The organism is Streptomyces apricus (genome assembly GCF_008369065.1).
Lineage (GTDB): Bacteria > Actinomycetota > Actinomycetes > Streptomycetales > Streptomycetaceae > Streptomyces > Streptomyces apricus.
Genome location: NZ_VDFC01000046.1, coordinates 813,724 through 839,838, shown reverse-complemented (window position 1 = coordinate 839,838; position 26,115 = coordinate 813,724). Strand labels below are relative to the sequence as shown.

The 26,115-nt window shown below is 67.4% G+C and carries 29 protein-coding genes; 20 read left to right on the top strand and 9 right to left on the bottom strand.

Annotation, left to right across the window (positions count from 1 at the left end; all coding sequences use genetic code 11):
• Nucleotides 1-97: 97 nt before the first annotated feature.
• Together glnII and FGF04_RS23890 are read right to left on the bottom strand one after the other, a co-directional pair.
• On the bottom strand, nucleotides 98-1,126 hold the full coding sequence (gene glnII, locus FGF04_RS23895; RefSeq protein ID WP_149513327.1) for a glutamine synthetase: 1,029 nt from the start codon (nucleotides 1,124-1,126) through the stop codon (nucleotides 98-100).
• 222 nt (nucleotides 1,127-1,348) lie between these two features.
• A complete protein-coding gene (locus FGF04_RS23890) occupies nucleotides 1,349-2,047 on the bottom strand; it encodes an RlpA-like double-psi beta-barrel domain-containing protein (protein ID WP_149513326.1) in 699 nt (232 codons plus the stop codon).
• A gap of 341 nt (nucleotides 2,048-2,388) precedes the next feature.
• Between FGF04_RS23890 and FGF04_RS23885 the strand changes: the two genes are divergently transcribed.
• The 6 genes from FGF04_RS23885 (at nucleotide 2,389) to FGF04_RS23860 (ending at nucleotide 7,494) form a co-directional block, all read left to right on the top strand.
• A complete protein-coding gene (locus FGF04_RS23885; protein WP_149513325.1) occupies nucleotides 2,389-2,697 on the top strand; it encodes a hypothetical protein in 309 nt (102 codons plus the stop codon).
• Nucleotides 2,698-3,161: 464 nt separating this feature from the next.
• The gene (locus FGF04_RS23880; protein WP_149513324.1) at nucleotides 3,162-3,452 is read left to right on the top strand and encodes a hypothetical protein; all 291 of its coding nucleotides are present in this window, start codon (nucleotides 3,162-3,164) and stop codon (nucleotides 3,450-3,452) included.
• Between the two features lie 628 nt (nucleotides 3,453-4,080).
• Nucleotides 4,081-4,947, top strand: a complete 867-nt coding sequence (locus FGF04_RS23875) for a hypothetical protein (protein ID WP_235882457.1) — start codon at nucleotides 4,081-4,083, stop codon at nucleotides 4,945-4,947.
• Nucleotides 4,948-4,973: 26 nt separating this feature from the next.
• Entirely contained in the window at nucleotides 4,974-5,510 is a 537-nt protein-coding gene (locus tag FGF04_RS23870; RefSeq protein ID WP_149513322.1) for a hypothetical protein, read from the top strand.
• 188 nt (nucleotides 5,511-5,698) lie between these two features.
• A complete protein-coding gene (locus FGF04_RS23865; protein WP_149513321.1) occupies nucleotides 5,699-6,934 on the top strand; it encodes a helix-turn-helix domain-containing protein in 1,236 nt (411 codons plus the stop codon).
• Nucleotides 6,931-7,494, top strand: coding sequence for a flavoprotein (locus tag FGF04_RS23860; RefSeq protein WP_235882456.1), 564 nt, complete (start codon nucleotides 6,931-6,933; stop codon nucleotides 7,492-7,494). The genes FGF04_RS23865 and FGF04_RS23860 overlap by 4 nt, the downstream gene beginning before the upstream one ends.
• Before the next feature lie 216 nt (nucleotides 7,495-7,710).
• Here FGF04_RS23860 and FGF04_RS23855 read toward each other — a convergent pair whose 3' ends face one another.
• Nucleotides 7,711-8,106, bottom strand: a complete 396-nt coding sequence (locus FGF04_RS23855; RefSeq protein ID WP_107018322.1) for a GntR family transcriptional regulator — start codon at nucleotides 8,104-8,106, stop codon at nucleotides 7,711-7,713.
• A gap of 464 nt (nucleotides 8,107-8,570) precedes the next feature.
• Between FGF04_RS23855 and FGF04_RS23850 the strand changes: the two genes are divergently transcribed.
• The 13 genes from FGF04_RS23850 (at nucleotide 8,571) to FGF04_RS23790 (ending at nucleotide 19,965) form a co-directional block, all read left to right on the top strand.
• A complete protein-coding gene (locus tag FGF04_RS23850; protein ID WP_149513320.1) occupies nucleotides 8,571-9,383 on the top strand; it encodes a DUF4097 family beta strand repeat-containing protein in 813 nt (270 codons plus the stop codon).
• 96 nt (nucleotides 9,384-9,479) lie between these two features.
• Entirely contained in the window at nucleotides 9,480-9,770 is a 291-nt protein-coding gene (locus FGF04_RS23845; protein ID WP_149513319.1) for a hypothetical protein, read from the top strand.
• Nucleotides 9,767-10,768: a DUF2637 domain-containing protein gene (locus tag FGF04_RS23840; protein ID WP_149513318.1), complete on the top strand. Its 1,002-nt coding sequence runs from the start codon at nucleotides 9,767-9,769 to the stop codon at nucleotides 10,766-10,768. Before FGF04_RS23845 ends, FGF04_RS23840 begins: the two co-directional genes overlap by 4 nt.
• Complete coding sequence (locus FGF04_RS23835) at nucleotides 10,765-11,700, top strand: hypothetical protein (protein WP_149513317.1); 936 nt, start codon at nucleotides 10,765-10,767, stop codon at nucleotides 11,698-11,700. Before FGF04_RS23840 ends, FGF04_RS23835 begins: the two co-directional genes overlap by 4 nt.
• A complete protein-coding gene (locus FGF04_RS23830) occupies nucleotides 11,697-12,029 on the top strand; it encodes a hypothetical protein (protein WP_149513316.1) in 333 nt (110 codons plus the stop codon). Before FGF04_RS23835 ends, FGF04_RS23830 begins: the two co-directional genes overlap by 4 nt.
• Before the next feature lie 143 nt (nucleotides 12,030-12,172).
• Complete coding sequence (locus tag FGF04_RS23825; protein WP_188114198.1) at nucleotides 12,173-14,422, top strand: cell division protein FtsK; 2,250 nt, start codon at nucleotides 12,173-12,175, stop codon at nucleotides 14,420-14,422.
• 141 nt (nucleotides 14,423-14,563) lie between these two features.
• The gene (locus tag FGF04_RS23820) at nucleotides 14,564-14,839 is read left to right on the top strand and encodes a hypothetical protein (protein WP_149513315.1); all 276 of its coding nucleotides are present in this window, start codon (nucleotides 14,564-14,566) and stop codon (nucleotides 14,837-14,839) included.
• Nucleotides 14,836-15,027, top strand: a complete 192-nt coding sequence (locus FGF04_RS23815; RefSeq protein ID WP_149513314.1) for a hypothetical protein — start codon at nucleotides 14,836-14,838, stop codon at nucleotides 15,025-15,027. The genes FGF04_RS23820 and FGF04_RS23815 overlap by 4 nt, the downstream gene beginning before the upstream one ends.
• A gap of 14 nt (nucleotides 15,028-15,041) precedes the next feature.
• Nucleotides 15,042-15,518, top strand: coding sequence for a hypothetical protein (locus FGF04_RS23810; RefSeq protein WP_149513313.1), 477 nt, complete (start codon nucleotides 15,042-15,044; stop codon nucleotides 15,516-15,518).
• A gap of 84 nt (nucleotides 15,519-15,602) precedes the next feature.
• Nucleotides 15,603-16,496: a bifunctional DNA primase/polymerase gene (locus FGF04_RS23805; RefSeq protein ID WP_149513312.1), complete on the top strand. Its 894-nt coding sequence runs from the start codon at nucleotides 15,603-15,605 to the stop codon at nucleotides 16,494-16,496.
• Entirely contained in the window at nucleotides 16,493-17,965 is a 1,473-nt protein-coding gene (locus tag FGF04_RS23800; protein ID WP_149513311.1) for an ATP-binding protein, read from the top strand. Before FGF04_RS23805 ends, FGF04_RS23800 begins: the two co-directional genes overlap by 4 nt.
• Nucleotides 17,966-18,416: 451 nt before the next feature.
• Entirely contained in the window at nucleotides 18,417-18,659 is a 243-nt protein-coding gene (locus FGF04_RS23795) for a helix-turn-helix transcriptional regulator (protein WP_149513310.1), read from the top strand.
• A 79-nt stretch (nucleotides 18,660-18,738) separates the two neighbouring features.
• Entirely contained in the window at nucleotides 18,739-19,965 is a 1,227-nt protein-coding gene (locus tag FGF04_RS23790) for a tyrosine-type recombinase/integrase (RefSeq protein WP_149513309.1), read from the top strand.
• Nucleotides 19,966-20,029: 64 nt separating this feature from the next.
• On the opposite strand, the gene FGF04_RS23785 is transcribed toward FGF04_RS23790, so the two are convergent.
• From FGF04_RS23785 to glnA, 3 genes are all read right to left on the bottom strand, one after another.
• Nucleotides 20,030-20,242 carry a hypothetical protein gene (locus FGF04_RS23785; protein ID WP_149513308.1) on the bottom strand — a complete coding sequence of 71 codons (213 nt, stop codon included), beginning with the start codon at nucleotides 20,240-20,242 and terminating at the stop codon, nucleotides 20,030-20,032.
• A gap of 112 nt (nucleotides 20,243-20,354) precedes the next feature.
• Nucleotides 20,355-21,281, bottom strand: a complete 927-nt coding sequence (locus FGF04_RS23780; protein ID WP_149513307.1) for a restriction endonuclease — start codon at nucleotides 21,279-21,281, stop codon at nucleotides 20,355-20,357.
• Between the two features lie 235 nt (nucleotides 21,282-21,516).
• Nucleotides 21,517-22,926 carry a type I glutamate--ammonia ligase gene (gene glnA, locus FGF04_RS23775; RefSeq protein ID WP_149513306.1) on the bottom strand — a complete coding sequence of 470 codons (1,410 nt, stop codon included), beginning with the start codon at nucleotides 22,924-22,926 and terminating at the stop codon, nucleotides 21,517-21,519.
• A 198-nt stretch (nucleotides 22,927-23,124) separates the two neighbouring features.
• On the opposite strand from glnA, the gene FGF04_RS23770 reads away from it, so the two are divergent.
• Nucleotides 23,125-23,592: an RDD family protein gene (locus FGF04_RS23770; RefSeq protein WP_149513305.1), complete on the top strand. Its 468-nt coding sequence runs from the start codon at nucleotides 23,125-23,127 to the stop codon at nucleotides 23,590-23,592.
• A 98-nt stretch (nucleotides 23,593-23,690) separates the two neighbouring features.
• Here FGF04_RS23770 and FGF04_RS23765 read toward each other — a convergent pair whose 3' ends face one another.
• The 3 genes from FGF04_RS23765 to lipA form a co-directional block, all read right to left on the bottom strand.
• On the bottom strand, nucleotides 23,691-24,389 hold the full coding sequence (locus FGF04_RS23765; RefSeq protein ID WP_149513304.1) for a DUF4191 domain-containing protein: 699 nt from the start codon (nucleotides 24,387-24,389) through the stop codon (nucleotides 23,691-23,693).
• A 65-nt stretch (nucleotides 24,390-24,454) separates the two neighbouring features.
• Nucleotides 24,455-24,652: an SCO2195 family GlnR-regulated protein gene (locus FGF04_RS23760; protein ID WP_149513303.1), complete on the bottom strand. Its 198-nt coding sequence runs from the start codon at nucleotides 24,650-24,652 to the stop codon at nucleotides 24,455-24,457.
• A gap of 317 nt (nucleotides 24,653-24,969) precedes the next feature.
• Nucleotides 24,970-25,935 (bottom strand): lipoyl synthase, encoded by a 966-nt coding sequence (gene lipA / locus FGF04_RS23755; RefSeq protein ID WP_149513302.1) that lies wholly within the window; start codon nucleotides 25,933-25,935, stop codon nucleotides 24,970-24,972.
• Between the last annotated feature and the right edge of the window lie 180 nt (nucleotides 25,936-26,115).

The following is a 26,115-nucleotide window of genomic DNA, read 5'->3' as shown; positions in this document are numbered from 1 at the left end:
GCCCGGCAGCCGCCCCCGCACCGCACGCCCCGCCCCGTGGGCGAACAAGAAGGGGCGCCCACCGAAACGGTGGACGCCCCTTCGGCCGAACCGAACCTCAGACCTGCCCGGCCTTCTCCAGCGCGGAGCAGCACGTGTCGACGATCAGCCGGGTCACCACGTAGGGGTCGACGTTGGCGTTCGGCCGCCGGTCCTCGATGTACCCCTTGCCGTCCTGCTCCACCTGCCACGGGATCCGCACGGAGGCCCCGCGGTTGGACACCCCGTACGAGTACTCGTTCCACGGGGCGGTCTCGTGCAGGCCGGTCAGCCGGTCGTCGATGCCGGCGCCGTAGTTCTTGACGTGGTCGAGCGGCTTGGAGCCCTCGCCCAGCGACTCGCACGCGGTGATGATCGCGTCGTACCCCTCGCGCATCGCCTTCGTGGAGAAGTTGGTGTGCGCACCGGCGCCGTTCCAGTCGCCCTTCACCGGCTTCGGGTCCAGCGTCGCGGAGACATTGAAGTCCTCGGCGGTGCGGTAGAGCAGCCAGCGGGCCACCCACAGGTGGTCGGAGACCTCCAGCGGGGAGACCGGGCCGACCTGGAACTCCCACTGGCCGGGCATGACCTCGGCGTTGATGCCGGAGATGGCGAGCCCCGCCTTGAGACAGTTGTCCAGGTGCGCCTCGACGATCTTGCGGCCGAAGATCTCGTCGGCGCCGACGCCGCAGTAGTAGCCGCCCTGCGGGGCCGGGAAGCCGCCCACGGGGAAGCCGAGCGGACGCTCGCCGTCGAAGAAGGTGTACTCCTGCTCGATGCCGAAGATCGGCTCCTGCGCCCCGAACTTCTCCGCGACCTCGGTGAGCGCGGCACGGGTGTTGGACTCGTGCGGCGTCATGTCGATGTTGAGGACCTCGCACAGGACGAGGACGTCGTCACCGCCGCGGATCGGGTCCGGGAAGGTCGCGACCGGCTTGAGCACACGGTCCGAGGAATGGCCCTCGGCCTGGTTCGTGGAGGACCCGTCGAAGCCCCAGATCGGCAGTTCCGCGCCCTTGGCGTCGTCCGCCAGGATCTTCGTCTTCGAACGGAGCTTGGCCGTCGGCTCGGTGCCGTCGATCCAGATGTACTCAGCCTTGAAGGTCACGGGCCTCATCCTTCGGGTGGGTCTCTGAGCGCGGTGCGGGTGCTGCGGCGCTGCGGCACGCAGGCGCCGCGGAAGATGCCCGAAGCCTGTCAACAGGCAGTTTCCCGGTCATTGCCCGGATGTGAATCCCGTGTTACCCGGTGTTTCCGTGCTGCGAGTGGCGGCCGGGGCCGCCACTCGACACGCATCACGTCACCCGGTTCGTTCCGTCGGTCCCGTCGGCTAGCCCACCTTCTCGATGAGGGCCCGGCGGATCAGGAACTTGCCCGGCTCGCGGACCTGCTCGAACGCCGCGTTGTTCAGGAGCGCGCAGCTGCCGGAGACCGAGGTGACCTCGACGGTGGTGGACTTGTTGTTGTCGAGGTTCGTGACCTTGAGCTTCGTACCGGCGGGGAACTGGTTGCTGGACGCGGCCGGGGCGCCCGCCTCGCCGGACAGGGTGACCGTGGAGCCGTTGCAGACCTGCTGGCCGGCGGCGGCGCCGCCCCCGGCGGGGGGTGCGGAGGCCTCCTGCGACGGCTGCTGGGCGGGCGCGGACTCGGCGGGCGCCCCGGCGCCCGCACCGGCCCCGGCGCCCGCACCGGCCCCGTTCCCCACGGTGGCGTCGGACTCGCCGACCTCGCAGCCGGACGCCTCCTGCTGCACCTTGATCTGCGCGATGACCGCCTCGCGGTTGGCGATCCGCGCCTCGGACTGGGCGTCGGGGGCGGTGCGCTGTCCCTCGATGAACTTCTCGTTGTTGCCGAGCGCGGTGGCCAGGCCGGCGCAGACCACCGAGGACTTCGCGTTCTGCGCGGCGGGCGCGGCCGGTGCCGCGTTCGAGGTGGCGGCCAGGGCGAACGCCCCGCCACCGGCCACCGCGGCGGCGCTCACCAGCAGGGCGATCTTCTTCTTCGTCCCGAGCGTTCTTCTGCGCGACATCGACGGCTCCTGTTCCCCGGCCGCCCCTGGCGGCGGCCGTCCGCCGTTATGTACGACCCATCGAACAGAGTTGCTCAGCAGTCGCCCCAAGTCACCCGCGTAACGTGGATCACACGGGGGCCGAAGTCGTGATCGGGGTCGCCGGGGTCGCCGGCCCGGAATGTCCCGGATCTCCAGGCCTGCCGCGGTACGCGAGAACCCGTGCCGCTCATCCGTCACGGCACCCCCACAGGCCCTCTGGCCAGGGACGATTGTCAGTGGGCGGCAGTAGAATAGAAGCAGTGTTCGAGGGCGCGGCCGGAGCCGCCGACCGGCGCCCTGACCGCGACAGGAGGATGCCCGTGCCCGCTGCCGCCCTGTTCCCGCTGCCCACCCGGTCCACGTCAGAGAAGGCGGTCGTACGCGACCTGCCGTACCGGCCCGTCGAGAAGCACCCGCTGCCGGCGGGGCGTCCCCGCGAGTGGTACATCAGCCACAACCGCCGCCTGAAGGCGATGCGGCTCGCCATCGCGCTCCTCGACTCCGGTGTCTACACGCCCCAGCAGGCACGCAACGAGAAGATCCGCAGCACGGCCGAGCTGATCGGCGTGCACCCTCCGTCGGACACGACCTGCCACATGGTCCGGGCCCTGATGAAGTACGCCCGCTGAACCGGACCGCGACCTGAACCGGCGCCGGCTCCGAGTCCCACCGGGACGGGGGTCGGCGCCGCGTCACATTCAAAGCCGAAGCCGAAGCCGAAACTAAAGCCGAAGCCGGAGTCAAAGCCGAGGCCGGAGCAGAAGCCGAGGCCGGAGCCGGGCCCGTCGCCCGGCCACCCCGATGTACCGCCGGTGCTCCTCCCCGCCGCATCCCCCCGTCCGGTGCGGTCCGCGGTCCGGGCGCAGATCCGCTCATCACGGGGCAGCCCTATTGCTCTCCTCTGTGACGATTTCTTTTGACTCCGAGAGCGTATGTGACTGCCTGTAAGCGAATCGGGCCGTTATTCGCTTCCGTCGGACGGCGTCGACGGGCATTCTGAGGCTGCTCCCGCCGCCATCGGCGGACCGGCGCACAGCCTGCCGCGCCGGACAGCTCAGGGTTCCACCACTACCCACGCACAAGGAGACCCGTCATGGGTACCTTGATCATTCTGGCGATCCTCGCCCTGGTCGTCCTCGGGTTCAACAGCCCCGCCTGGTGGGTCGCCGCAGCCGTGCTGGCCTACCTCTACGTCCGCCATCTGCGGCCCGACGCGGGCTCCACCGGCTCGTCGTCGGCCGGCGGCGGTGGTTCCGGCGGCGGTGGATCGAGTTCCGCGACCCGCACCGACAGCAACTACCGCGCGTACCGCGAGCGCCGCGACCGGATGGCCAAGTGGGAGCGCCGCTACCGCCGCGAACGCCCCTGGAACACCAAGAAGTGACACGACGGAGCCCCGCCACCGCCGGGGGGCGGTGACGGGGCTCCGGACGGACGCCGGGTCGATCACACGTCGTAGAAGTGATCTCCCGGCGCTGCCACCTCGGAGGCGAGTCCGTCGCTCAGCTCTGACCAGCGCAGACGCCGTCGTTGTCGGCCGTCGTCGGCCGTCGTCGGTCATCGTCGGACGGCCCACAGACGGCCCCAGCCCTCCTGCATATCGCGGCATCAGTGCAGGTGTACGGGCCTTTACCCTCCACGCCGTGTGTTGATGGCTGTCTGCCTGACAACAAGCCTGTGCTCGGCCTCTTCCTGTTGGTGAGTCTCACTGCCACTGCCATGGGGGGAAGACTTGATGTGTACCCCCTTACTGCCGTGTGCGTGAACCCGGCCTTCTTGGCGCAAGAGAGTTTGTGTCGACCGCTGCATGAGCCCCGGGCCGCAGGTGGCCTCCCCAGGACAGTGCAGAAACCTGGACTCGCCGCACATCGAATTTAGCGCAAATCCTGCCAAGAACCGCACGATGCGGCACCATACAGAGACTAGGCCGCGACGGAGACGGCTCTTCACATGGGGGGTGCTCGATGCCATCTTTCCAGTTCTGCCTATATGAGGTGTCCATTCGGCAGTTCATGAAGAAGGAGACCCGGCGTCCTGTCGCAGAGTTCAACTCGCGAAAGCATGACTTGTTCGAAACCCTACAGGATTTCATGAATGAAGGAATCGGACCCAGAGGCGTAGCCCTTAAGAAAAGCGAACACTACATTCGACTACAGAAACTCGAAGACTCATCGCGCATTTTGTGGCCTACTGTCGAAACTGGACGGTATGGCAATCCGGGGATTGTCGTAGCAACAGACACCGGCGATAATGCATTCGATATCAAGTCAACTGATGCTCCAACTTACCCATTGCGTCAGTGTTTCGTCGTACCTAAATCCGGTGAATCCGCCATCTGGGCCACCGAAGTGATCGGGCAGTCCACGGCTATTACCTCTCTTTGGAATCCATTTAGCGACTGGTTTAAGGAAAAATATGACGTAGATCGCCTGGTCGTCGATCGCGAGCCATTGCAAAGTACCAATGCGTGGAACGCCTTCATCGAAGAATCAGAGCTGCAAGAGATTAGCTTTCTTGTGCATGTTCAGGATTCGGACGGCGCAGTCGGTGTTCGCACTCAGGAGTTCAAAGCTAAGAGTGGTCGCGGAACACGCCTTCCTAAGGGATGGATCCAGAGGGCATACGCTCGCGAACTCCCACCGTCTGCGGTTTTCACCGCAACCGGCATCCCTGACCCTGACGAGGTACATCTGAACATCGAACGAGATGGAAAAAGCCGTACCGTCGTGGTTGGTAGGGACTTCCCCCGCTTCATGTATCAGATCGACACCCCTGACGGGCTACGACCGAGTGATGCGGTCTTCCAGCAAGAGGTGTTGTCAGAGGTAGGTGCTTCACTAGACCTGATGGGGGTCAGCCGCGGCGATTGGCAGGCATGACCTGAGGCCTAGCAGGCGGAGGGCGCATGAGCATCAAGTGGAGCGTCGCCAAGATCGCTGGTGCTCACTTCAAAACGTACTGGGATGCGAGCAAGGATCGCCCCATGGCGTCGGACTACCTCACATTCATCGGACTTCCCTTACTCATCTCGGTCTTCGCTGGAGCGATGACACACTTTGACCACTTCCACCTCCGTGATGTGTCGAAACTGATCGGTGGTATGGGGGTTTTCACGGGTCTTCTTTTCGGACTTCTTACGAACGTTTTTACGCTCAGTCTCCGCGTTCGCCGCGACGAGGGCCTAGATTCCGAGCATGTCGTTGTTAAGCAGGTTCGTGAACTCTTCTTCAATATCGCCTGGGCTGTTGTAGTAGGCTGCGCGCTAATCACGGCACTGGTCGTAGCTGCCGCGACACACTCCACCACATCCGCTCTCGGCTCAATCTGGACTGGACTCTTAAGTTTCCTTATGCTGCATCTCATGTTCACCATCCTCATGGCCTTGAAAAGGCTGTGGTATGCGCATGAAAAGGTCGCTAAGCTTCCAGTCAAGCAAAAATGACAGTTCTCGATGCTCCGCAAACATGACGGAGTACTCGATTCCAGTCGAACATCCAGGGACCCGGACAGACTGTCCGGGTCCTTTTGGGTTCTTCCCTGCAAGCTTGGCGAGGCATCGGGCCAACTACCCACCATCCAACTGACTCTGTATCGTGAAACAGGCCCCTAACCAGCAGGAGGCGGCACGTAATGCGTGGTCTCGGAGATCACCTCAGCATCGGCGAGCGGATCGCGTTCTACCGCAAGCGTCGTGGTTACACGCAAGAGGTTTTGGCTGGCCTGGTCGGCTATAGCACCGACTGGTTGGCGAAGATCGAAACGGGTCGCCGGAAGCCGCCCCGTATCGACATGCTCGCTGAGCTGTCGCGCATCATGCGCGTGCCCCTCGGTGACCTGCTCGGTCAGACCGTGCTCATGGAGGATGAGAGGCAGCAGGACGACGTTCCGGCTGTGCGCGACGCGCTTATGAGCCCGCGTCGGTTGTCTCGTTTGCTCTTCGGTCCTGAGGCTGAGGTGCAGCTTCCCACGCCCGCACCTACAGCCGTACGTGTGGAGCATGCGTGGAACGACTACCAGAGTGGGCAACTCGGCAGCGTCATCGCCGCGCTGCCTGCACTTCTCCAGACTGCGCAGGAGTTGGAGGAGCGAGCGGCGCGACGTGGCGATGACCGTAGCGACTGCTGGGCCGTCTCGGCTCGTACTCATCATCTCGCCGCGACGACGCTCGCGAAGATCGGTGAATCGGACATCTCATGGCTTGCTGCCGAACGCGCGATGCGTGCTGCGGACGAGTCGGACGACCCTCTCGTGCTGGCATCGGCCGCCCGTTCCGGCACACACGCCCTCTTGGCAAACGGCCGGTACGACGACGCGCTAGAACTGGGCAACACAGCCGCCGCGTGGCTGTCGTCTCGGGTAGCCGATAGCGACCCTGCGGCGCTGAGTTTGCTGGGGATGATCCACCTACGCGCCGCCGTAGCAGCAGCACGTCACCAGGACCGGCCGACTGCAACGAGCCTGTTGGACCGCGCTGAGGAACTCGCGGATGACCTCGGATCGGATGAGAACTACTGGCAGACCGGCTTTGGGCCCACGAACGTACTGCTTCACCGGCTGTCCGTTGAGCTCGATCTCGACAATGTGTCATACGTGGTGGAACACGGCCGGATCAACGTCGACCACATGCCGCAGGAACGAAGCGTGTCGCACCGAATCGACTTCGCGCGCGCCCTGTCGCTCAGCGGGCAAGGAGACGACGCATTCGCGGAACTCCGAACCGCTGAGCGCTCAGCACCGCAGCTCGTACGCAACAATCCCAGGGTGCGTGAAACGCTGCGGGACCTGGTCAAGCAGTCTCCGGTAACGGGCGGCTCGCGTTCGTCCGAGGTGTTCGTGATGGCCCAACGGTGCAGGGCGGTGCAGTGAGCGCAAGCAAGCGCGGGGTGCTGGGAGTTGTCGGTTCGGCGGCCGGAGGCGTGGAGGCGCTGCGCACCGGCCTGGTCGAGCCTGCGATGGAGCGTGGGTGGCAGGTGGCTGTCACGCTGACACCGACCGCGGGGCAGTGGCTGCGACTGAGCGGCGAGGTCGAGCGGCTGGAGAAGCTAACCGGACTTCCCGTTCGCGATGAGCCGCGATTGCCCGGTGAGGCCCGACCGCACCCGCCGGTTGACTGCTACGTAGTCGCCCCTGCGTCCGCCAATATGGTTGCCAAGCTGGCGACGGGCCTGATGGACAACCAGGCATTGACGCAGGTGGGTGAAGCCATCGGTACTCTCGGTTTGCCCGTCGTCGTCTTTCCGCGGGTGAACGCGGCGCATGCTCGCCACCCTGCGTGGCAGCGTCACATCGACGCCCTTCGAGCCGGGAGTGTGCACGTCGTCCAAGGCTCGGACGTGTGGCCGCTCTACGAGCCGAGGGAGGCGCCGGCGGGGCGCGCACTCCCATGGTCAACCGTGCTTGACACGGTCGATGAGGCTACTCGGTGACAAGACGTCAACTCGCCTGATCTGCAAGGAAAGAGGACCCGGACAGTCTGTCCGGGTCCTCTGCCGTTCCTGGCCACATGCTCATTGGCATGTCAGGGATCAATGAGCGAAGCGGCGAGCTGGAAGGTATGACTCCTGCTGAACTCGCTTTGATCAAAGCGAGTTTGAGCGAGGCGCGCGTCAAGGTCGAACGACTACTGAGGCGCGCGGATGAACTCACGGCGATGGTGGAGTCTCGCTGCCCACGAGCCGCTCAAGCCGATCTAGACGTTCCCCGAGTGAGTGGAGGGCGTCATGAATCGTGCTGAGCTCGGCTGCCAAAGCACTGAATGCGGGGCTACTGCCCGGCTCGGTGCCGAGGGGCACAGAAGGATCGCGGACGAACGTTCCGCGGCCCTGCTGAGTGAGAACCAATCCCTCATCACGGAGCTGGCCGAACGCGCTCTGAACAGTCATGAGCTGCACGCCAAGTTCCTTGGCGAGCTTGCGAGCGGCTGGGAGCTGGTCCCCCGGCTCGTACTCGCGATCGGGGCCCGTGATCTTGTCACGGAACTCCCCCGCAATCTCCTTGGCCGTGGGCGTCTGCTTGGGCGCTTCGGGGCTCTGGTCCATGGCTTCGAGAGTAGCCGGACCTAGGTCAATCTCTGATCCTTCTTCGCATCCCCTTGACAGTCAGATTGACCTAGGTCAATCTGAAGTCACGACAGCGCGCCGAGCCCGATAGGGCTTCAACCGGCTGCGTTCGTAAGCGCTTGACCTGCAAGACCGCAGCACCAAAGGGCCCCGAAAGGGGCCATGAGGCCCCGTTACGGCGGGGGCGAGGGACCCGGACCCCTTGGCAGTCCGGAGGGCTTACAGACCGAAAGGTCACGTCTCCGTACGCCTTCGCCGGGAGCCCGTGTTCCCGAAGGAGACATCCGCACCACCTCACCTCGCCTTCGCACCTGGTGCGAAGGCCGGCTGCCTGACCCGCATCTCTCGCAAGTGCGGTGAGGGGAAGCCGGACGGCCGCCTCTCGCCAAAGACCGCGGCTGCCTCGGTGCTTCGCACGTCCCTTCAACTTCCTGGAGCTCACCATGACCGAACGCACGATTCCCGTGGACGTCTTCGGCCCGATCGCCCTGGATCTGACCATGAACGCGGGCACCATCCGCGTCGTTGTCGACCCGGAGCTGAAGCAGGCACACATGGTGCTGAAGACCGACGCCGCCTCCGGTCCGTCGGCCGACGCGATCCGCAACACCACCGTCAGTCTCCGAGGGCAGAACCTTATGGTCCGCGTCCCGGACGTGGCCGGCGGCATGAGCGGCAGCACCACGATCCACATGGGCAACAGCACCATGACGTTCTCCGGCGGCAATGGTGTGCAGATCGTCAACGGCAACGTGCACGTCACCGGTCACGGTGGCGGCAAGGTCTTCGTCAACGGCCGCGAGGTCACCGCCACCGGCCCGGCCGGCGACGCGGTGACGCCGATCACCGCGATCGTCCACCTGCCCGCGCGGTCGGTGGCCGCGCTCAGCACGCACGCCGCAAACACCGTCGTCACGGGCGCACTGGCGCGCCTGGAGTACGACGGCACCTCCGGCATGCTGACCGCCGAGCGCGTCGGTGACCTGGAAGCCACGGTCACCAGCGGCAGCGTCATCGTCGGCGAGGTGAGTGGCCCGCTGGACATCAACCTCACCTCCGGCAACGTCACCGTCGGCGCCTACAGCGGCCACCTCGCCCGTGTGAACCTCACCTCCGGCAACGTCCGCATGGCCGCGACACCGCAGGCCACCGGGCGTCTCGCCGTGAACGCCACCTCGGGATGCGCGCGCATCACGGGCGCCTCGCACCTGGACGTCCGCCGCCGGGTGACCAGCGGCTCCGTTCAGATCAGCTAGCCCTCGCCCCGCACCTCTTCCTCTCTTTCCGGGGCGGTCGCCTCTCGCCAAAGACCGCGACCGCCCCGGCATCCCTTCGACGTCAGGACTTCTTCCATGCGTACGTACATCGGCCGCCAACAGGCCGTTTCCTCTGAGGACTTCGCGGAACTGGCGCTCGGGACCCCGGTTGAGCTGTGGCTTGGGGTCGAAGGCGAGACGGCTGAAGAGCGCGCGGCCCGCGAGGACGCGGCGCGCGATATCCTCGCCGACCAGCCGGACATGCCCGACGACCTGATCCGCATTGCCGCGCAGGTCATCGAGGATAACCCGGACCTGTTCGACATCACCCCGCTGACCCGCCCCACCCGGCGCCGCCGCGCGGCACGCAAGGGGGTAGCGGCATGAGCGCAACGGTCCCCGCCCCCGAAACACCCGCGTCCGGGGTGCCGCCGCTGACCCGCCCTGAGATGGGGCTGGCCGGTATCGGCGCGCTCGCCGCGGCCAGTGTCGGCGCGCTCGGTCTGATCTCCTCTTTCGCCGCGGTCTCCGAGGCGGCGGCGCGGTGGGGGTTCACCTCGCCGTGGATGCTGCCGGTCGGCATCGACGTGGCCATCCCCGTGTTCACCGTAGCCAACCTGCTGTTGATCCGGATGGACATGGCACTCGCGTGGGTGCGGTTCGTGCCCTGGGTCCTGACCCTGATCACCTGCGGACTCAACGTCGCTGCCGGACACGAGGTGTGGGCGAAGGTCGCGCACGGCACGATGCCGCTGTTGTGGGTGGTGTTCTCCGAGATCGGCGCGCACATCTACGCCGTGCGGATCGGTGCCGCCACCGGCCGCCGTATGGAAAAGATCCGGTTCTCCCGGTGGCTGCTCGCCTTCCCGTCCACGTTCGCACTGTGGCGCCGGATGACGCTGTGGGAGATCACCTCCTACAGCGAGGCACTGGCGAGGGAGAAGGAGCGGCAGTTGGCCCGCGCGGACCTGCGCGAGACCTACGGCCGCGCGTGGCGGACCAAGACCCCGCGGCGCGAGCGCGTGTTGCTCCGCATGGGCGCAATGGCCCCCGGCAGCGAGCAGGACACCCCCGCCCCGCCCTCGGCGGAGAAGCAGCCTGCACCGCCGGCCACACCCAAGCAGCGTCCGCCGCGGCAGACCAGGGCGAAGGCGAAGGGTGCCCCGCAGCGCACCTTCGAGGAGTTGCTGAGTGAGGCTCGCACGCTCACCGCGTCGTGGACGGATGCGGAGTTGAACGGCGAAGCGATCCGGACCGCTGTGCACTGCTCGGCTGCCAACGCGCGCAAGTTGCGGGACGCGCTGAAGAGCGAGCGCGTCCACGGCCGCCCGCTGCATTCCGTGGAAGCTTCGGAGTCTGAGGGTCCTGCGGGGGTGGCGGCATGACGACGCCGCGGCTTCGGGTGCTCTCATTGGGCGCCGGCGTGCAGTCGACCACGCTGTTGCTGCTTGCGGCGGAGGGTCGGTTGCCGAGGTGGGATGCTGCGATCTTCTCGGACACCGGATGGGAACCGGCTCGGGTCTATGAGCACCTTGACCGGTTGGACCGCGAGGTTGCCCAGCCGGCCGGTATCCCGATTCACCGTGTGCGGGTGGAGGGCGGCAATGCTCAGCGGGTGAGCGGCAACCTGCGGGCCGATTCCCTCAACCCTGGCTCGTTCGTGCGTATCCCGGTCTTCGTCATCGACCGGGCGGGGGAGCGGGCAGCGATGGTGCGGCGGCAGTGCACCGAGGAGTACAAGGTCAAGCCCATCAAGGCCAAGGTGCGGGCCCTGCTCGGCTACCCGCACCCCAAGCCGGTCCCGGCCGGGGTGTTCGTCGAGCAGTCCATCGGCATCAGCCGCGATGAGTTCGAGCGGGCCAAAGACGCCTCCGTGCGCTACCTGCACAATGTCTTCCCCCTGCTCGACATGGACGGTGCCGCCGACGGCCGCGAGGGCTGGACGCGCAACGACTGCCTGCGCTACCTGCGCTCACACGGCTGGGGTGAGACCCCCAAGAGTGCCTGTATCGGGTGTCCGTTCCATGGCAACCGGCAGTGGCGCGAGCTGCGCGACCACCACCCCGAGGAGTGGGCGGACGCGGTCGACTTTGACCACCAGCTCCGCCAAACGCAGCTTCGGGGCATCAAGGCCGCGCCGTACCTGCACCGCAGCCTGCTCCCGCTCGATCAAGCTCCCATCGACCGTGTCACCCGCAACGAGTGGGCCGACCGGCAAGGCGACTTGTTCGACACCGCGGCCGATATGGAGGCCGAAGACGGCTCCGCTCTCGGCTGCTCGCCCTGGTCTTGCCGTGGCGGCGAGGAGGCGGCATGAGCGAGCCTCTGGCCGCGGTCGACACGTGGCGGCCTGTGATGGAGGCGGCAGGGTTTCGCTGCCAGTGCGAGGGCGAGTGCGGCAACGCGCACGCCAAGGGTGACGGACGCTGCCCGCATGAGCACGACCACCACACCAGCAAGCACGGACGCCGTATCCGGCTGATGGCCGCACCCGCCGATCCGCTCACCACCGCCGTGGCCGCGGCCGGACTTTCTGCCGACCGGCTGCGCGCGTGGTGTCCCGACTGCCACGGCGGCGCCGCACGGCGCGCCCGCAAGCAACTACCCACGGTCTCCACCGACCAGCGCGGCTTGTTCGACCTGTAGCGCACGCGTGTGCGAGCGACCGGATTCCGGTCGGCTCTTGCCCTGTTGGGCGCTCAGCATCACAGCGCGGGCCCGACCGCTCACCTCTCACAGCGTCGGTCGGGCCCGCCATCCCTCACACCCGAAAAGTGGAAGGACCTTCAGTGAAGCACCCCGACGACGACAACGAACTGTTCAATCGACTCGAAGCAGAGATGACCGCCGACCGGTCGGCCGACTCCGGGGGCGAGGTAGTCGACCTCGCCAAGGCCCGATCCGCCCGCAGCGAGTCGCCCGACCCGACTGCCCGACCCGACGCCGACCCGACGCCCGACGGGTCGGGTGCCGAGTCGGGCGACCCGACGGCCCGCCGGATGGTCGACCAGCCGAGTGCGAAGGCGGCCGGTCCCGGCTACCTCGTTCGCCTCGCTGCCGCCAAGCGCCGGGATGTGGTCCCCCTGTGGCTGCGTTCCGTGGCCGAACTGAAGACCGCAACCGCATGGGTGGCCCGCCACTACGCCCACGCGCTCGGCTACCACGCTCTTCGCACGCCGGTCTACGCCCTGCGCCTGACCCTGCAAGCGCCCACCGGCGCCGCACGGTTCGTCGGTGGGACGCTGCGGTGGGTGGCCGACCGCGAGGGCGAGCCGGTGCGCCTGGCCGCGGTGCGGCGCGAGGATGCAGCGGAGTACCTGAAGCTGTCCCGGCAGCGCGACGGTCGGGTTCGGCTGCGGACCCTGGTGAGCGTGCTGGCGATGTTCATCGGGCTCGGCTCCGCGCTCGCCCTCTACGTCCTGGCGCCCGACTGGCTTCAGGTCGTGTCGGTCGGTGCGGTGACGATGGCGCTCGGGTTCGCCGGCCGCAAGGCCGACGCCCCGGTCGTCCACCGGGCGGTGGAACTGCCCAAGGCGGTCAAGCTCACCAGTGACATCGTGCTGCGCGCGCTGGGTGCGCTCGGCATCCCCGCCATCAATCAGGCGCAGAGCAAGGGGCGGGACGGGTTCGAGTTCACCGCCCCGATCACCCGCGACGGGCCCGGCTGGCGCGCGGAGGGCAACCTCCCCTACGGCGTCACCGTGACCGACGTCATCGAGCGCCGCGACCGGCTCGCGTCCGGTCTGCGCCGCCCGCTCGGGTGCGTGTGGCCGGAGGCGGTGCCGGATGAGCACACCGGGCACCTCGTGCTGTGGGTCGGGGATCAGGACCTGAACAAGTCGAAGAAGCCCGCGTGGCCGTTGGCCAAGGCGGGCACGGTCGACCTGTTCAAGCCGGTCGCCTACGGCACCGACCAGCGCGGACGCTGGGTCGAGATCACCCTCATGTACATCGCGGGCGTCATCGGCGCCATCCCGCGCATGGGCAAAACCTTCCTGCTCAGGCTGCTCATGCTCATCGCCGCGCTGGACCCGCGCGCTGAGCTGCACACTTACGACATGAAGGGCACCGGGGACCTTGACCCGGTCGGCAACGCCGTCTCCCACCGGCACGCGGCCGGTGACGACGACGAGGCCATCGCCTACGCGCTGGCCGACTGGCGGGCCCTGCGCGAGGAACTGCGCCGCCGTACGAAGGTGATCCGCTCTCTGCCGCGGGACATCTGCCCGGAGAACAAGGTGACCAGTGCACTCGCCGACAAGCGCTCGCTCGGGCTGCATCCGATCGTGATCGCGGTGGACGAATGCCAAGTGCTGTTCGAGCACGGGGAGCACGGCAAGGAGTTCGAGGAGATCGCCACCGATCTGGTCAAGCGCGGTCCCGCCACCGGCATCGTGTTCCTTGCGGCCACCCAGCGCCCGGACGCGAAGTCCCTGCCGACGGGTATCAGCGCGAACGCGTCGGCGCGGTGGTGCCTGAAGGTCATGGGCCAAACCGAGAACGACATGGTGCTGGGCACCTCCGCATACAAGCGCGGGGTGCGCGCGACCATGTTTGCGTGGGGTGACAAGGGCATTCACTACTTCATCGGTGAAGGCTCCGACGCGAGGATCGTCGGCTCCGTCTACGTCGACGGTCCCGGCGCCGACCTCATCGCGGCCCGCGCCCGCAAGGCCCGCGAGAAGGCCGGACTCCTGTCCGGCCATGCGCTCGGGGAGGCCCCCGAGCAGGTCACCGGGCCCACCTACGACTTGCTCGCCGACATCCTCGCCGTGGTCCCGGAGAAGGAGCCCCGGCCGTGGAACGACGTCACGGTGGACCGGCTGGCCGAACTGCGCCCGGAGGTCTACGGCCCGTGGGCCGATCTGGAGCCTGCCGAGCGGGCCGCGCACCTGACGACCGCGCTCAAGCCCTACGGCATCAGCACCGGGCAGGTGGGCCGCCGCATCAAGGGCAAGACCGTCAACCGCACCGGCTTCACCCGCGCCCACCTCACCGCCGCGATTGCGGAGCGTGACGGAAAGCGGGACGCGAGCTGACCGCCCGGAGCCTCTAGCGCTAGAGGGGTGCACCTCTAGCGCTAGAGGCTCCGCTAGCGGCCCGCACCATCTCTGATCAGGCCGCTAGACGTTAGCGGCCCACCTGCGGAAACCCTGAAAACCCGCCTGGAAGGGCTCGTGATGACCCCTGCCCTGCTCGCTATCACCCTCATCCTTGGCGTGACTTTCTGTTACGTCGCGGTGTGTGCGTCCTCGCCGTTCGGCAACTGCCGCAAGTGCCGCGGCATGGGCCACGCGCTCAAGACCGACCGCAAGGGCCGCCTCAAGCGCGGCAAAGACTGCCGCCGCTGCCACGCGACCGGCAAGCGCATCCGCGTGGGCCGCTGGCTCTACAACCGGTGGGCCCGCATCTACCGCGCCGGCACCGACACCCCGCGCCCGGAAGGCTCCCGATGATCCTCAACATTTCCGCCGTGCTGCTGTTCGGCGCCGCGTCCGCCCTCGCCGTCAAGACCAATTCCGCCGGCGGGGGCGCGGCCATCGTCCTGTTCCTCTTCGGGTTCTTCGCCGCCGGCACCGGCGCCTACGAGCCCATCCACCACGTCGTGCAGGCGTGCGCCGAAGCGCTCAACGACCTCGGCTGACAGGAGGCCCCATCATGAACGACCCCACCACGCCCTACGACCGGCACCGCCCGGCCGTGCGCGATGCGGCGGCCGTGGAAGTCCACCACCCGACGCCCCTCGCCCCGATGCCCAACGCCGCGCCGCTCGTACCGGTGCAGCCGGGCATCCCAGCGGTGGCGAGCGTCGTCCTGCCGGACGGCCGCGTCGTCACCGGTTACTCCATCGAGCCCGCCAAGCCCGAGCCGGTAGCGGTCAAGCCGGCCGTCTCGCGCACGGCGGTGAACATCGCCCTTGGGGGCATCGGGTTCGGCGCAGTGTGCGGCGGCCTCTTCCTGCTGACCGCGTTCATCACCGCACTGACCGCCCTGATCACCCAACTCGTCATCCTCGCCGCCGTGATCTTCGGCGGTTGGGTGGCGGTGCAGGTGTTTAGCGCGAGCGGCCACAGCGGCGGCAACACCTTCCACATCCGCAAGGCCGTGATCAAGCGCAACCACTTCAACGGCTAGACGTGGCTGGGGCGGTCGCCTCTCGCCAAAGACCGCGACCGCCCCGGTTCTCCGTCCCTTCGACAGAAACAGGAGACCCCCAGCATGACACCTGACCGCACCACCACGCCGCCGCGCGGCGTGAATCCGGAAGGAAACCCGCACCTCACCACCGCCCTGGATCTCGCCGCGGCGAACGTGCCCGTGCTGCCGCTACGCGCAGGCAAGGGCCCGTTCGGCAACTGCCGCACCTGCGCCCGCAACGCGTGCGGAGGCCGGCCGAACATGCGGACCCCCGGGCCCTGCGCCTGCCCGTACCCCTGCCACGCATGGGCGGCTGCCACCACCGACCCGAACCTCCTTACCTCCCCGCAGTGGGCGACCGCATGGCGCACGGCCGCCACGGTGGCCTACCACCCCGGCGGGGCGGGGGTGACCGTGGTCGACCTGGACGACGCGGCGGCCATCGCGTGGGCGCGCGCCACCCTGCCCGCGACGCGCACGGTGGCGACCACGCGGGGCGAGCACTGGATCTATGGGGGTGTCATGCAGTCCGTGAACGCGGTCCGGCCCGGCGTGGACATCAAGTCGCTGATGTCGTACGCCCGTTGGCTCGGACCCGGAACGGGCGCCACAGCCGCTCTCCCGGCCGTTGTCCGCGCGCTGGCAGTAAAGGAACCGTCGACCGCCCGTAGGGCTCCACAGGGCCTCACGATGCCTATTACGGGGCAAAGTGGGGTATGCCCGCACCGCACACCGACCTATCTGGATCGCGGCATCGCCATGGCCGTACAGCGCATCACCGACGCCGGCAGTGCGGTGCACGCGACCGTCTATCGGGCATTCCTCGCAGTGCTGTCCACGCATGGCCGGTGCGGTTGCCTTACCGAGGCGCACGTCGCTCGGTTGTTCACCGCGGCGCAGGCCAAGGGTGAGAGTGCCCGGCACTGCACCGACGCGTGGATGAACGCCCGCACCGCATTGGGGTTGTCGGCATGAGCGAGGACGAGAAGGACCCGGCGCGCAAGGTCATCACCGACTACGCGCAAGCGCACTTCCGCTACTTCCGCACCGCTGACGGAACCGTCTACGCCCAGAAGAACGGCCACCCCGTGGCCCGCCCGATCCGCTCGCAGGGCACCACGGGAAGCCACCGGCAGGAACTCATGGTCGGCCTCTTCCGCGACGGCATCGGCGTCTTCAACGGCAGCGCGCTCAAGGAGGCGTTGGACTTGATCGAAGCACTCGCCCTGTCCGAGGACGTCCAGCCCGTCCACATCCGCGTCGCCCCCGGATTTGACGGGGCGACGTGGCTGGACCTGGGCCGCGACGACGGGCAGTCCGTGCGCATTCACCCCACTGGATGGGACGTGCTCACCCCGGACCCGCGTGAGGTGTGCTGGCGGCGCACCCAGCTCACCGGGGAACTGCCCGTGCCGGTCAAGGACACCGACGGCAAGGGCATTGACCTGCTCATGCGGTTGTGCAACTTCGCCACCGCGGAAACCGAGTGCCTGGCCATTGCCTGGCTCATCGGCTGCTTGGGCCCGTCCGTGCCCGTTCCCGCGCCGTTCCTCACCGGCCCGCAGGGCGCCGGCAAGTCCACCGGCGGGCGGATGCTGGTGCGGATCATCGAGGGCATGACCGGTGACCTGCGCCGCGCACCGAAGGATGAGGAGAACTTGATTGCGGCTGTGGCGGCGGGGTGGGTGACCGCGTTGGACAATCTGTCCCACATGACGCCGGACCTGTCGGATGCGATGTGCTGCATCGTCACCGGCGCCGAGAGCGTGAAGCGGGCTCTGTTCACCGACGGGGACGTCTTCCGCGTCGGCTACCGCCGGCCGCTTCTCCTGACCGGCATCGACGTGGGAGTCATCCGGCCCGACCTCGCGGAGCGGCTGTTGCCGCTGCGTCTCGAACGGCCGCGGGTGCGGCGTACCGAGGATGAGCTGTGGACGGAGTACGCGCAGGTGCTGCCTGTGGTCCTCGGCTCACTGCTCGATCTCACCGTCAAGGTCCGCGCCGTGGAGGCGGAGACGCCCACGGATCTGCGGATGGCGGACTTCGCGCACCTGTGCGCGCAGCTCGATGCCGCCACCGGTCTCGGGGCTCTCGCGGCCTACCGGGCCAGTCTCGATGACCTGAATGACGACGTGATCGAGGGCGACCTGTTGGCGCAGACCGTCCTTGAACACGCGGCGAGCATGGCGGCGGGGGCGGAGGAGCGGATGACGTCCACGCAGTGGCTGCACTGTCTCAGCCGCCTCTACGCCGGCGAGGAACTGCGCGCGCTGCCCAAGGGGTGGCCCACCACCGGCAAGGTGCTGTCCGACCGTCTGAAGCGGCTTCAGCCCACCCTCGCCGCCCGCGGCGTGATCATCGACTCCGGCCGCACCAAGGAAGGCCGCTACATCGAGTTGAACCGGCTCGCCCCGCCCGCGCACGAGCAGGAAGCCGCTTTCTGACCGGAGATCGGTCACGGAACAAGCAAGAGGAGCACGCCCTGCCGCGGGGTGCTCCTCTTGCTGTTCGCCGCTCGCGGCGCCCTAAGAACGTGCCGCGCAGCGGCCCCTCACTCACTCTCTGAGCGGCACCGCCACGACCACAGACACCCCCTCCTTTTTCCTAAGTAGGGAAGCGCTGCGTCACCTGCGTCACCCGACCTCCGAAAACGACGGGTGGCCTGCACGGACACGGGTGACGCAGACGGCATATCTCTGCGTCATCCTGCGTCACCTGCGTCACCGATGACGAACAGCCTGCGTCACCGATGACGCACGCCCAACTCTCTGCGTCACCCCAAACCTGCAGGTCAGATGCTTGCATGACGCAGATGACGCGGGTGACGCAGAAATCCCCACCTCGGACACACACGACACCCCCCAGCACGCCCGGCCCGCGCACGGAGGACCCGCCATGAGCACCGCACGTGAACAGCCGGACCCGCGCGCCACCCTCCGGGGCGGGCTGCCAGACCGGTACCTCACCCCCGACGACATCGCCGAAATCTTCGAAGTGCCCAAAGAGACCGTCTACCAGTGGCGCCGCAAGCGCACCGGCCCGCCCGGCTTCCGCATCGGCAAGTACGTCCGTTACGACCCCGCCGACGTCCGCGCCTACGTCGCCCAATGCAAGACCGCAGCCCGAAGCGCTGCCTAACCCGACATCCACCGCAGACAGCAGAGAGAGCCGCCACCTGGCGGCTCTCCCTGCTGCATGTCGAGAGGACCGCCGCCACATGGCAGGCCACATCCAAGACCGCTGGTTCAAAGCCGAGACCAACGCCGCCGGCAAGACCGTCCGCGTCAAGAGCGACCGCAATGGAAGCGGGCTGCGCTACCGGGCCCGGTACATCGGTCCCGACGGTACCGAGAAGTCCAAGAGCTTCCCCGACGGACAGAAGCGCCTCGCCGAGAAGTGGCTGAGCGCCATCGAGACGGACATGATGCGCGGGCAGTACGTCGACCCGTCGGCAGGGAAGGTGACGTTCAAAGCATTCGCTACCGCGTGGCTGGCGTCGCAGACCACGGACCCTTCCACCATCGTGAACATGGAGCTGCGGTTCCGGCTGCACGCCTTCCCGTACATCGGGTCGCGCTCCATGAGCGCATTCCAGCCTGCCCATATCCGCACGTGGGCGCGGGCCCTCATGGACACCGGAATGGCAGCGTCGTATCAGCGGACCGTGTTCGCGAACGTCTCGGCTGTGTTCGGTGCGGCCGTGGACGACGGCATCATCCCCCGCAACCCCTGCCGTGCGGGCTCCGTACGGGCACCCAAGCTCGATCCTCGGAAGATCAAGCCGTGGACGCGTGAGCGAGTGATGGCCGTTCGCGGTGGGCTCCCCGAGCAGTACGCAACGGCGGTGGACCTCGGAGCCGGGTGCGGTCTGAGGCAAGGTGAAATCTTCGGGCTGGCCGTCGACGAAATCGACTTCGCCGGGGGAGCGCTGCACATCGCGCGGCAGGTCAAGTTGGTCGGTGCTCAGATGGTGTTCGCCCCGCCCAAAGGCGGCAAGCTGCGTGACGTGCCGCTGCCGGACGTGGTGGCGGATGCGCTCACCGCGCACGTCACCCGCCGGCCGCCCATCGACGTCACGCTTCCGTGGAGGACTCCGGACGGGCCGCCGGTCACGGCTACCTTGCTGTTCTTCTCGCGGGAGCGGAAGGCGCTCAACCGCAACTACTTCAACCCGTTTCTGTGGAAGCCCGCTCTCGTCTCCGCTGGCGTCATTCCGGAGCGGCTGCCGGGGGAGCGGTTCCACCAGTCGCGCGAGTACGGCATGCACGCGCTGAGGCACTACTACGCGTCCGTCCTCCTGGACGCTGGGGAGAACGTCAAGGCACTGGCCGAGTACCTCGGACACTCGGACCCGGGGTTCACGCTGCGGACGTATACGCACCTGATGCCGAACAGCCAAGATCGGGCTCGCAAAGCCATTGATCAGGCGTTTCGCAAGTCCTAACTCCATGTAGCCTGCGGGGCCGCCCGGTGGGTTCTGGGCGGCCCCGCAGGTGTGCGGATGCTAGCTACTTTCGCGGTGCCTGCCTGCGGTTGCCTGTACGGGCAGGGAGCGTACTGCCACCCTTCTGCAGGTACATCAGGAACGGCGACACGAATGCGGACGCCTCAAAAGGCGTTGTCTTGCCAGACAGCACCAGTGCCACGCCGGCCGCGAGCGCACCGCCGTACATGAAAGCCCGCGCAAGCAGAGCTTCGCGACCTTCCGGTTCTTCGGACATACTTGACTTGCTCCTACCTCTTCCGAGGGGCTGTGAGCAGGGGCCACCCGCATCGTTTCGAGGCGTGGCGGGTGGCCTGCTCCCTTTTGGGCACCACCTATGTGGTGTGCGGTCAAGCCGCGTCGGTGGACGCGTATCCCTCTCCCTTCGGCCACACGACGACGATCTGCAACTGAGAGCACAGATCGAGCAGGTCAGGTTCGGGTTGTGATGGCACGAGGAGAGCTAGCTCCGGTTGAGGCAGGAAACGTGCGTAGTCGAGGAGCTGGCCGATCGCCATGCGGATCGCCTCACGGGAGACCGATCCCTTAGCTTCGTACAGGCGATTGGCTGTGCCGTCGTAAAGATCCGTCAGTAGCTGCTTCGCGACGCCTGCCGGAGCGATCCTGTGGCGGCTGACGGAATGGCCCAGCAACCGCAGGTGGTCAGCGTAGGCGCGAACAAGCTTTGCCTCCGTGCGCTCAGCTTCATACGGCTCGCGCGATGGATCTACCAGCATGCGCTCAGTGTGCTGAGCCTCAACGTCTATCGACTCCACCACAGGCTTGCTAGCTGGTGTGTGGGGGAGCTGCGTGCCGACCGGAGCTTCTGCCGAGACGGGTTGAAGGCGGAACATGATCACGCTGCGGACGGGGCCGCCGTTTGTCTCCGGCGCATCTGTGCGATACCAGGGACGCTCTTCAGGTAGCTCGAACTCTCCGAGGTACCGGCACATCCCAGAAGAGACCCCCATGAAGAGTCGCAGGGCGCGCCCTTCCTGCTTGTGCTTGAGGATGGCTAGGTTGCCCTGGGTCATCTTCTGGTCGCCGGTCTGACCCTCGCCGGCGTAGTGGTAGCAGTCGTCCTCGCCCCAGCCATCGAAATAGCCGTGCTTGTGCCCCTTGATCGGGTCCGTGAAGAGGAACACGTTGTCCGAGACACGGGAAGGACCGATACCGCCTTGGCGGCGCCCCCCGTAACGGTGGTGCAGGTCGATGCGCTTCACGACGTCGCCGACGGCGATGTCCCACACTGTCGAATCTGCTGTGCTCGCTTCCATCCCTGCCTTACTTTTAGGTCGACTTCGCTACCTAAAAGTCTACCCTACCTGACGTTAGGGTCTCGACGTGGACTCCATTAGCAGCTCCATTGCCATTTGGTTTGGTCACCAATTGCTGCGCCGCGGGGCACCTGCAATGGAAAAGCCGTCGGCCGGCTCTCCTGAAGGTGGAGAGCCGGCCGACGGCCCAGAGACGGCCCAGGGGAGCGGTTACCCGCTCTGACCTGGGGCGATATCACACGTCGTAGTAGAGCTCGAACTCGTGCGGGTGCGGGCGCAGCTGCAGCGGGGCGATCTCGTTCGTGCGCTTGTAGTCGATCCACGTCTCGATCAGGTCGGACGTGAACACGTCGCCCGCAAGCAGGAACTCGTGGTCGGCCTCCAGGCGGTCCAGCACGGCCGGGAGCGAGGTCGGGACCTGCGCGACGCCCGCGTGCTCCTCGGGCGCCAGCTCGTAGAGGTCCTTGTCGATCGGCTCGGCCGGCTCGATCTTGTTCTTGATGCCGTCCAGGCCCGCGAGCAGCAGCGCCGAGAAGGCGAGGTACGGGTTGCCGGAGGAGTCGGGCGCGCGGAACTCGACGCGCTTGGCCTTCGGGTTCGAGCCGGTGATCGGGATGCGCATGGCCGCGGAGCGGTTGCGCTGCGAGTACACCAGGTTGACCGGGGCCTCGAAGCCGGGGACCAGGCGGTGGTAGGAGTTCACCGTCGGGTTGGTGAAGGCCAGCAGCGACGGGGCGTGCTTGAGGATGCCGCCGATGTAGAAGCGCGCCATGTCCGACAGGCCCGCGTAGCCGGCCTCGTCGTAGAACAGCGGATCGCCGTTGGACCACAGCGACTGGTGGACGTGCATGCCCGAGCCGTTGTCACCGAAGATCGGCTTCGGCATGAAGGTCGCGGTCTTGCCGTTGCGCCAGGCGACGTTCTTCACGATGTACTTGAAGAGCTGCAGGTCGTCGGCCGCGGCGAGCAGCGTGTTGAACTTGTAGTTGATCTCGGCCTGGCCGGCGGTGCCCACCTCGTGGTGCTGGCGCTCGACCTGGAGGCCCGACTTGGCCAGCTCCAGGGAGATCTCGGCCCGCAGGTCGGCGAAGTGGTCGACCGGCGGGGTCGGGAAGTAACCGCCCTTGTAGCGGACCTTGTAACCGCGGTTGTTCTCGGTGGCGCCGGTGTTCCAGGCGCCCGCCTCGGAGTCGATGTGGTAGAACGACTCGTTCGCCTTGGTCTCGAAGCGCACGTTGTCGAACACGTAGAACTCGGCCTCGGGGCCGAAGAACGCGGTGTCGGCGATCCCGGTCGACGCCAGGTAGGCCTCGGCCTTCTTGGCGACGTTGCGCGGGTCGCGGGAGTACTGCTCGCCCGTGATCGGGTCATGGATGAAGAAGTTGACGTTGACCGTCTTGTCGCGGCGGAAGGGGTCGACGCGCGCGGTGGACAGGTCGGCGCGGAGCGCCATGTCGGACTCGTGGATGGCCTGGAAGCCGCGGATCGAGGATCCGTCGAACGCCAGCTCCTCGGCCGGGTCGAAGGCCTCCGCCGGGATCGTGAAGTGCTGCATCACTCCCGGGAGGTCGCAGAAGCGGACGTCGACGAACTTGACGTCCTCGTCCGCGATGAACTTCTTGGCCTCGTCGGCGTTCTGGAACATCCAGCTCCTCCTACTCCCGCCCACTTCGGACCGGGGTGGTAGTTCGTTCGTGCAGCCAGTGCGGTGGCACACGCTGAAGCCGACCTTAAGGACGGGTGATTTCTCCAGCGTGACCCATTTGTTTCGCCCAAGTTAACCGGACGTGGTCCGGTTACCCCGCCCCTCCGTGTGCCGAAACGGCCGCAGTACCGTGGACGGGTGGACAACAGGCAAGCAATCGGATCGTGGCTCTCCGGACCTCGCGCGGCCGCCGAGGACGCCGGGGCCGACTTCGGATACCGCGGGGAGCAGCTGGGTCTGCCCGAGTCGGGCCCCGGCTCGATCGCCCGCCCCGGCAGGCGCCTGGGCGCCCTCGCCGTCGACTGGGCCCTGTGCACCTTGATCGCATACGGCCTGATCACCGACGGCTACGGCCAGGCGACCGGGAACTGGGCGCTGCTCGTCTTCTTCGTGCTGAGCGCCCTGACCGTCGGCACGGTGGGCTTCACCCCCGGCAAGCGCCTGTTCGGCCTGCGGGTCGTCGCCCTGGACACCGGCACGGTCAACCCGCTGCGCGTCCTGCTGCGCACGGTGCTGCTGTGCCTCGCCCTCCCGGCGCTGATCTGGGACCGCGACGGCCGCGGACTGCACGACCGCCTGGCCCGCACGGTCGAGGTCAGGATCTGAGGCCGGGTCCGTACAGGCGTGAGGACCACGAGAACGGGGCGCCCCGGAACCGTCGGTGATTCCGGGACGCCCCGTTCCAGTGGAGCTCAGGAGCAGCGCTAGCGCATCTTCCCGCCGCGCGGCATCCGCATGCCCTTGGGCATCGGACCCTTGGGGAGCGGCATGTTGCTCATCAGGTCGCCCATGGCGCGCAGCCGGTCGTTGGTCGCGGTCACCTGCGGGCCGGTCAGCACCCGCGGGAGCTTCACCATCGTCGTGCGGAGCTTCTTCAGCTCCACCTGGCCCTCACCCGTGCCGACCAGGATGTCGTGCACCGGTACGTCCGCGACGATGCGGGCCATCTTCCGCTTCTCGGCGGCCAGCAGGCTCTTCACCCGGTTCGGGTTGCCCTCGGCCACCAGCACGATGCCGGCCTTGCCGACGGCCCGGTGGACCACGTCCTGGCTGCGGTTCATCGCTACGGCCGGGGTCGTCGTCCAGCCGCGCCCGACGTTGTCGAGCACCGCCGCCGCCGCGCCCGGCTGGCCCTCCATCTGCCCGAAGGCCGCCCGCTCGGCCCGGCGCCCGAAGACGATCGCCGTCGCGAGGAAGGCGAGCAGGAGGCCGAGGATGCCGAGATAGATCGGGTGACCGATCCAGAAGCCGATCGCGAGGAAGACACCAAGGGTGACGATTCCGACAGCCGCGAGTACAAGACCGATCGTTTTGTCGGCCTTGCGGGTCATCTTGTAAGTCAGGGCGATCTGCTTGAGCCGCCCGGGGTTCGCAGCGTCCGCTGCGGGTTCCTTCCTCGCCATGTCTGAAGTCTACGTGTCGGGGAAAGCGTGGACGACGGCGGTGTCCGCTCGGCGCGTGAGGAGGGTCAGTGCGCGAGGAAGGACTGCTCCAGCACCTGCTGGGCCTCGACGCGGTCCTTGGCGCGGCGGCGGTCCTCCAGGACGGAGGTCCAGGCGTTGCGGCGGGCGGTGCGCTGTCCGCCGCTCAGCAGCAGGGACTCGACGGCACGGAGTGCATCGGTGAACGACGGAATCGCTGTGGCGCGTACGGGCGCGGCCTGCATGATGGGAGTCCCCCCTCGGGACGGAGTCTCTGGTTAGGGCTCTACGGACGGTAGGACCAGGGTCACTGAATGGTGTTACCAGGACGTGACCGACCGGTCAAACGCCCATGAAGCCTTGTTGTGCAGGGCCGAAACCCCGGCGCGGCCCCGAGGCGGCCCTCATCTGCGAGGACGGGCGGGACCGTGCCGTACCGGCCATTACCCGTCGGTAGTTGCTTGTGCGGAGATTCACACAATTGCCTGGCACTGCGTGCCATCCGGGATCGCTCCCGGACGGCACGCGGATACCTCTGGCAGAGGCCTCGGACCGCCCGGTCTCAGACCGCCTGCGAGGCGACGTACGCCCCGCGCTTCTCGACCGCCATCTGGTAGAGCCGGCCGGCCCGGTACGAGGAGCGGACCAGCGGGCCCGACATGACCCCGGAGAAGCCGATCTGGTCGGCCTCCTCCTTCAGCTCCACGAACTCGTGCGGCTTCACCCAGCGCTCCACGGGGTGGTGGCGCACGGACGGGCGCAGGTACTGCGTGATGGTGACCAGCTCGCAGCCCGCCTCGTGCAGCTGGCGCAGGGCCTCGCTGACCTCCTCGCGGGTCTCGCCCATGCCGAGGATCAGGTTCGACTTGGTGACCAGGCCGTAGTCGCGGGCCTCCGTGATGACCTTCAGCGAACGCTCGTAGCGGAAGCCGGGGCGGATGCGCTTGAAGATGCGCGGGACCGTCTCCACGTTGTGCGCGAAGACCTCCGGGCGGGAGGAGAAGACCTCGGCGAGCTGGGCCGGCTCGGCGTTGAAGTCCGGGGCGAGCAGCTCGACCTTGGTCCGGCCCTCGGCGCGGTCGGCGGTCTGGGCGTGGATCTGGCGGACCGTCTCCGCGTACAGCCACGCGCCGCCGTCGGCCAGGTCGTCGCGGGCGACGCCGGTGATCGTCGCGTAGTTCAGGTCCATGGTGACCACGGACTCGCCCACGCGGCGGGGCTCGTCGCGGTCCAGCGCCTCGGGCTTGCCGGTGTCGATCTGGCAGAAGTCGCAGCGCCTCGTGCACTGGTCGCCGCCGATGAGGAACGTGGCCTCGCGGTCCTCCCAGCACTCGTAGATGTTGGGACAGCCCGCCTCCTGGCAGACGGTGTGCAGCCCCTCGCTCTTCACGAGGTTCTGCATCTTCGTGTACTCGGGACCCATTTTCGCCCGGGTCTTGATCCACTCGGGCTTGCGCTCGATGGGGGTCTGGGCGTTCCGGACCTCCAGGCGCAGCATCTTGCGTCCGTCGGGTGCGACTGCGGACACATCGGCTCCCTGTAGCTTCGATTCTTCGGCGTACACCAGGGTACGCCCGTTCGGTTCTCGGCCCTCGCGATGGGCAACCTTCGCCAACGGGGGTGCATTCCCGGGAGGGTTTTCGCCCCCGCCGCCCCTACCCGTCCCGTCCCTGGGGGCTGCGCCCCCAGGGACGGGACGGGTAGGGGC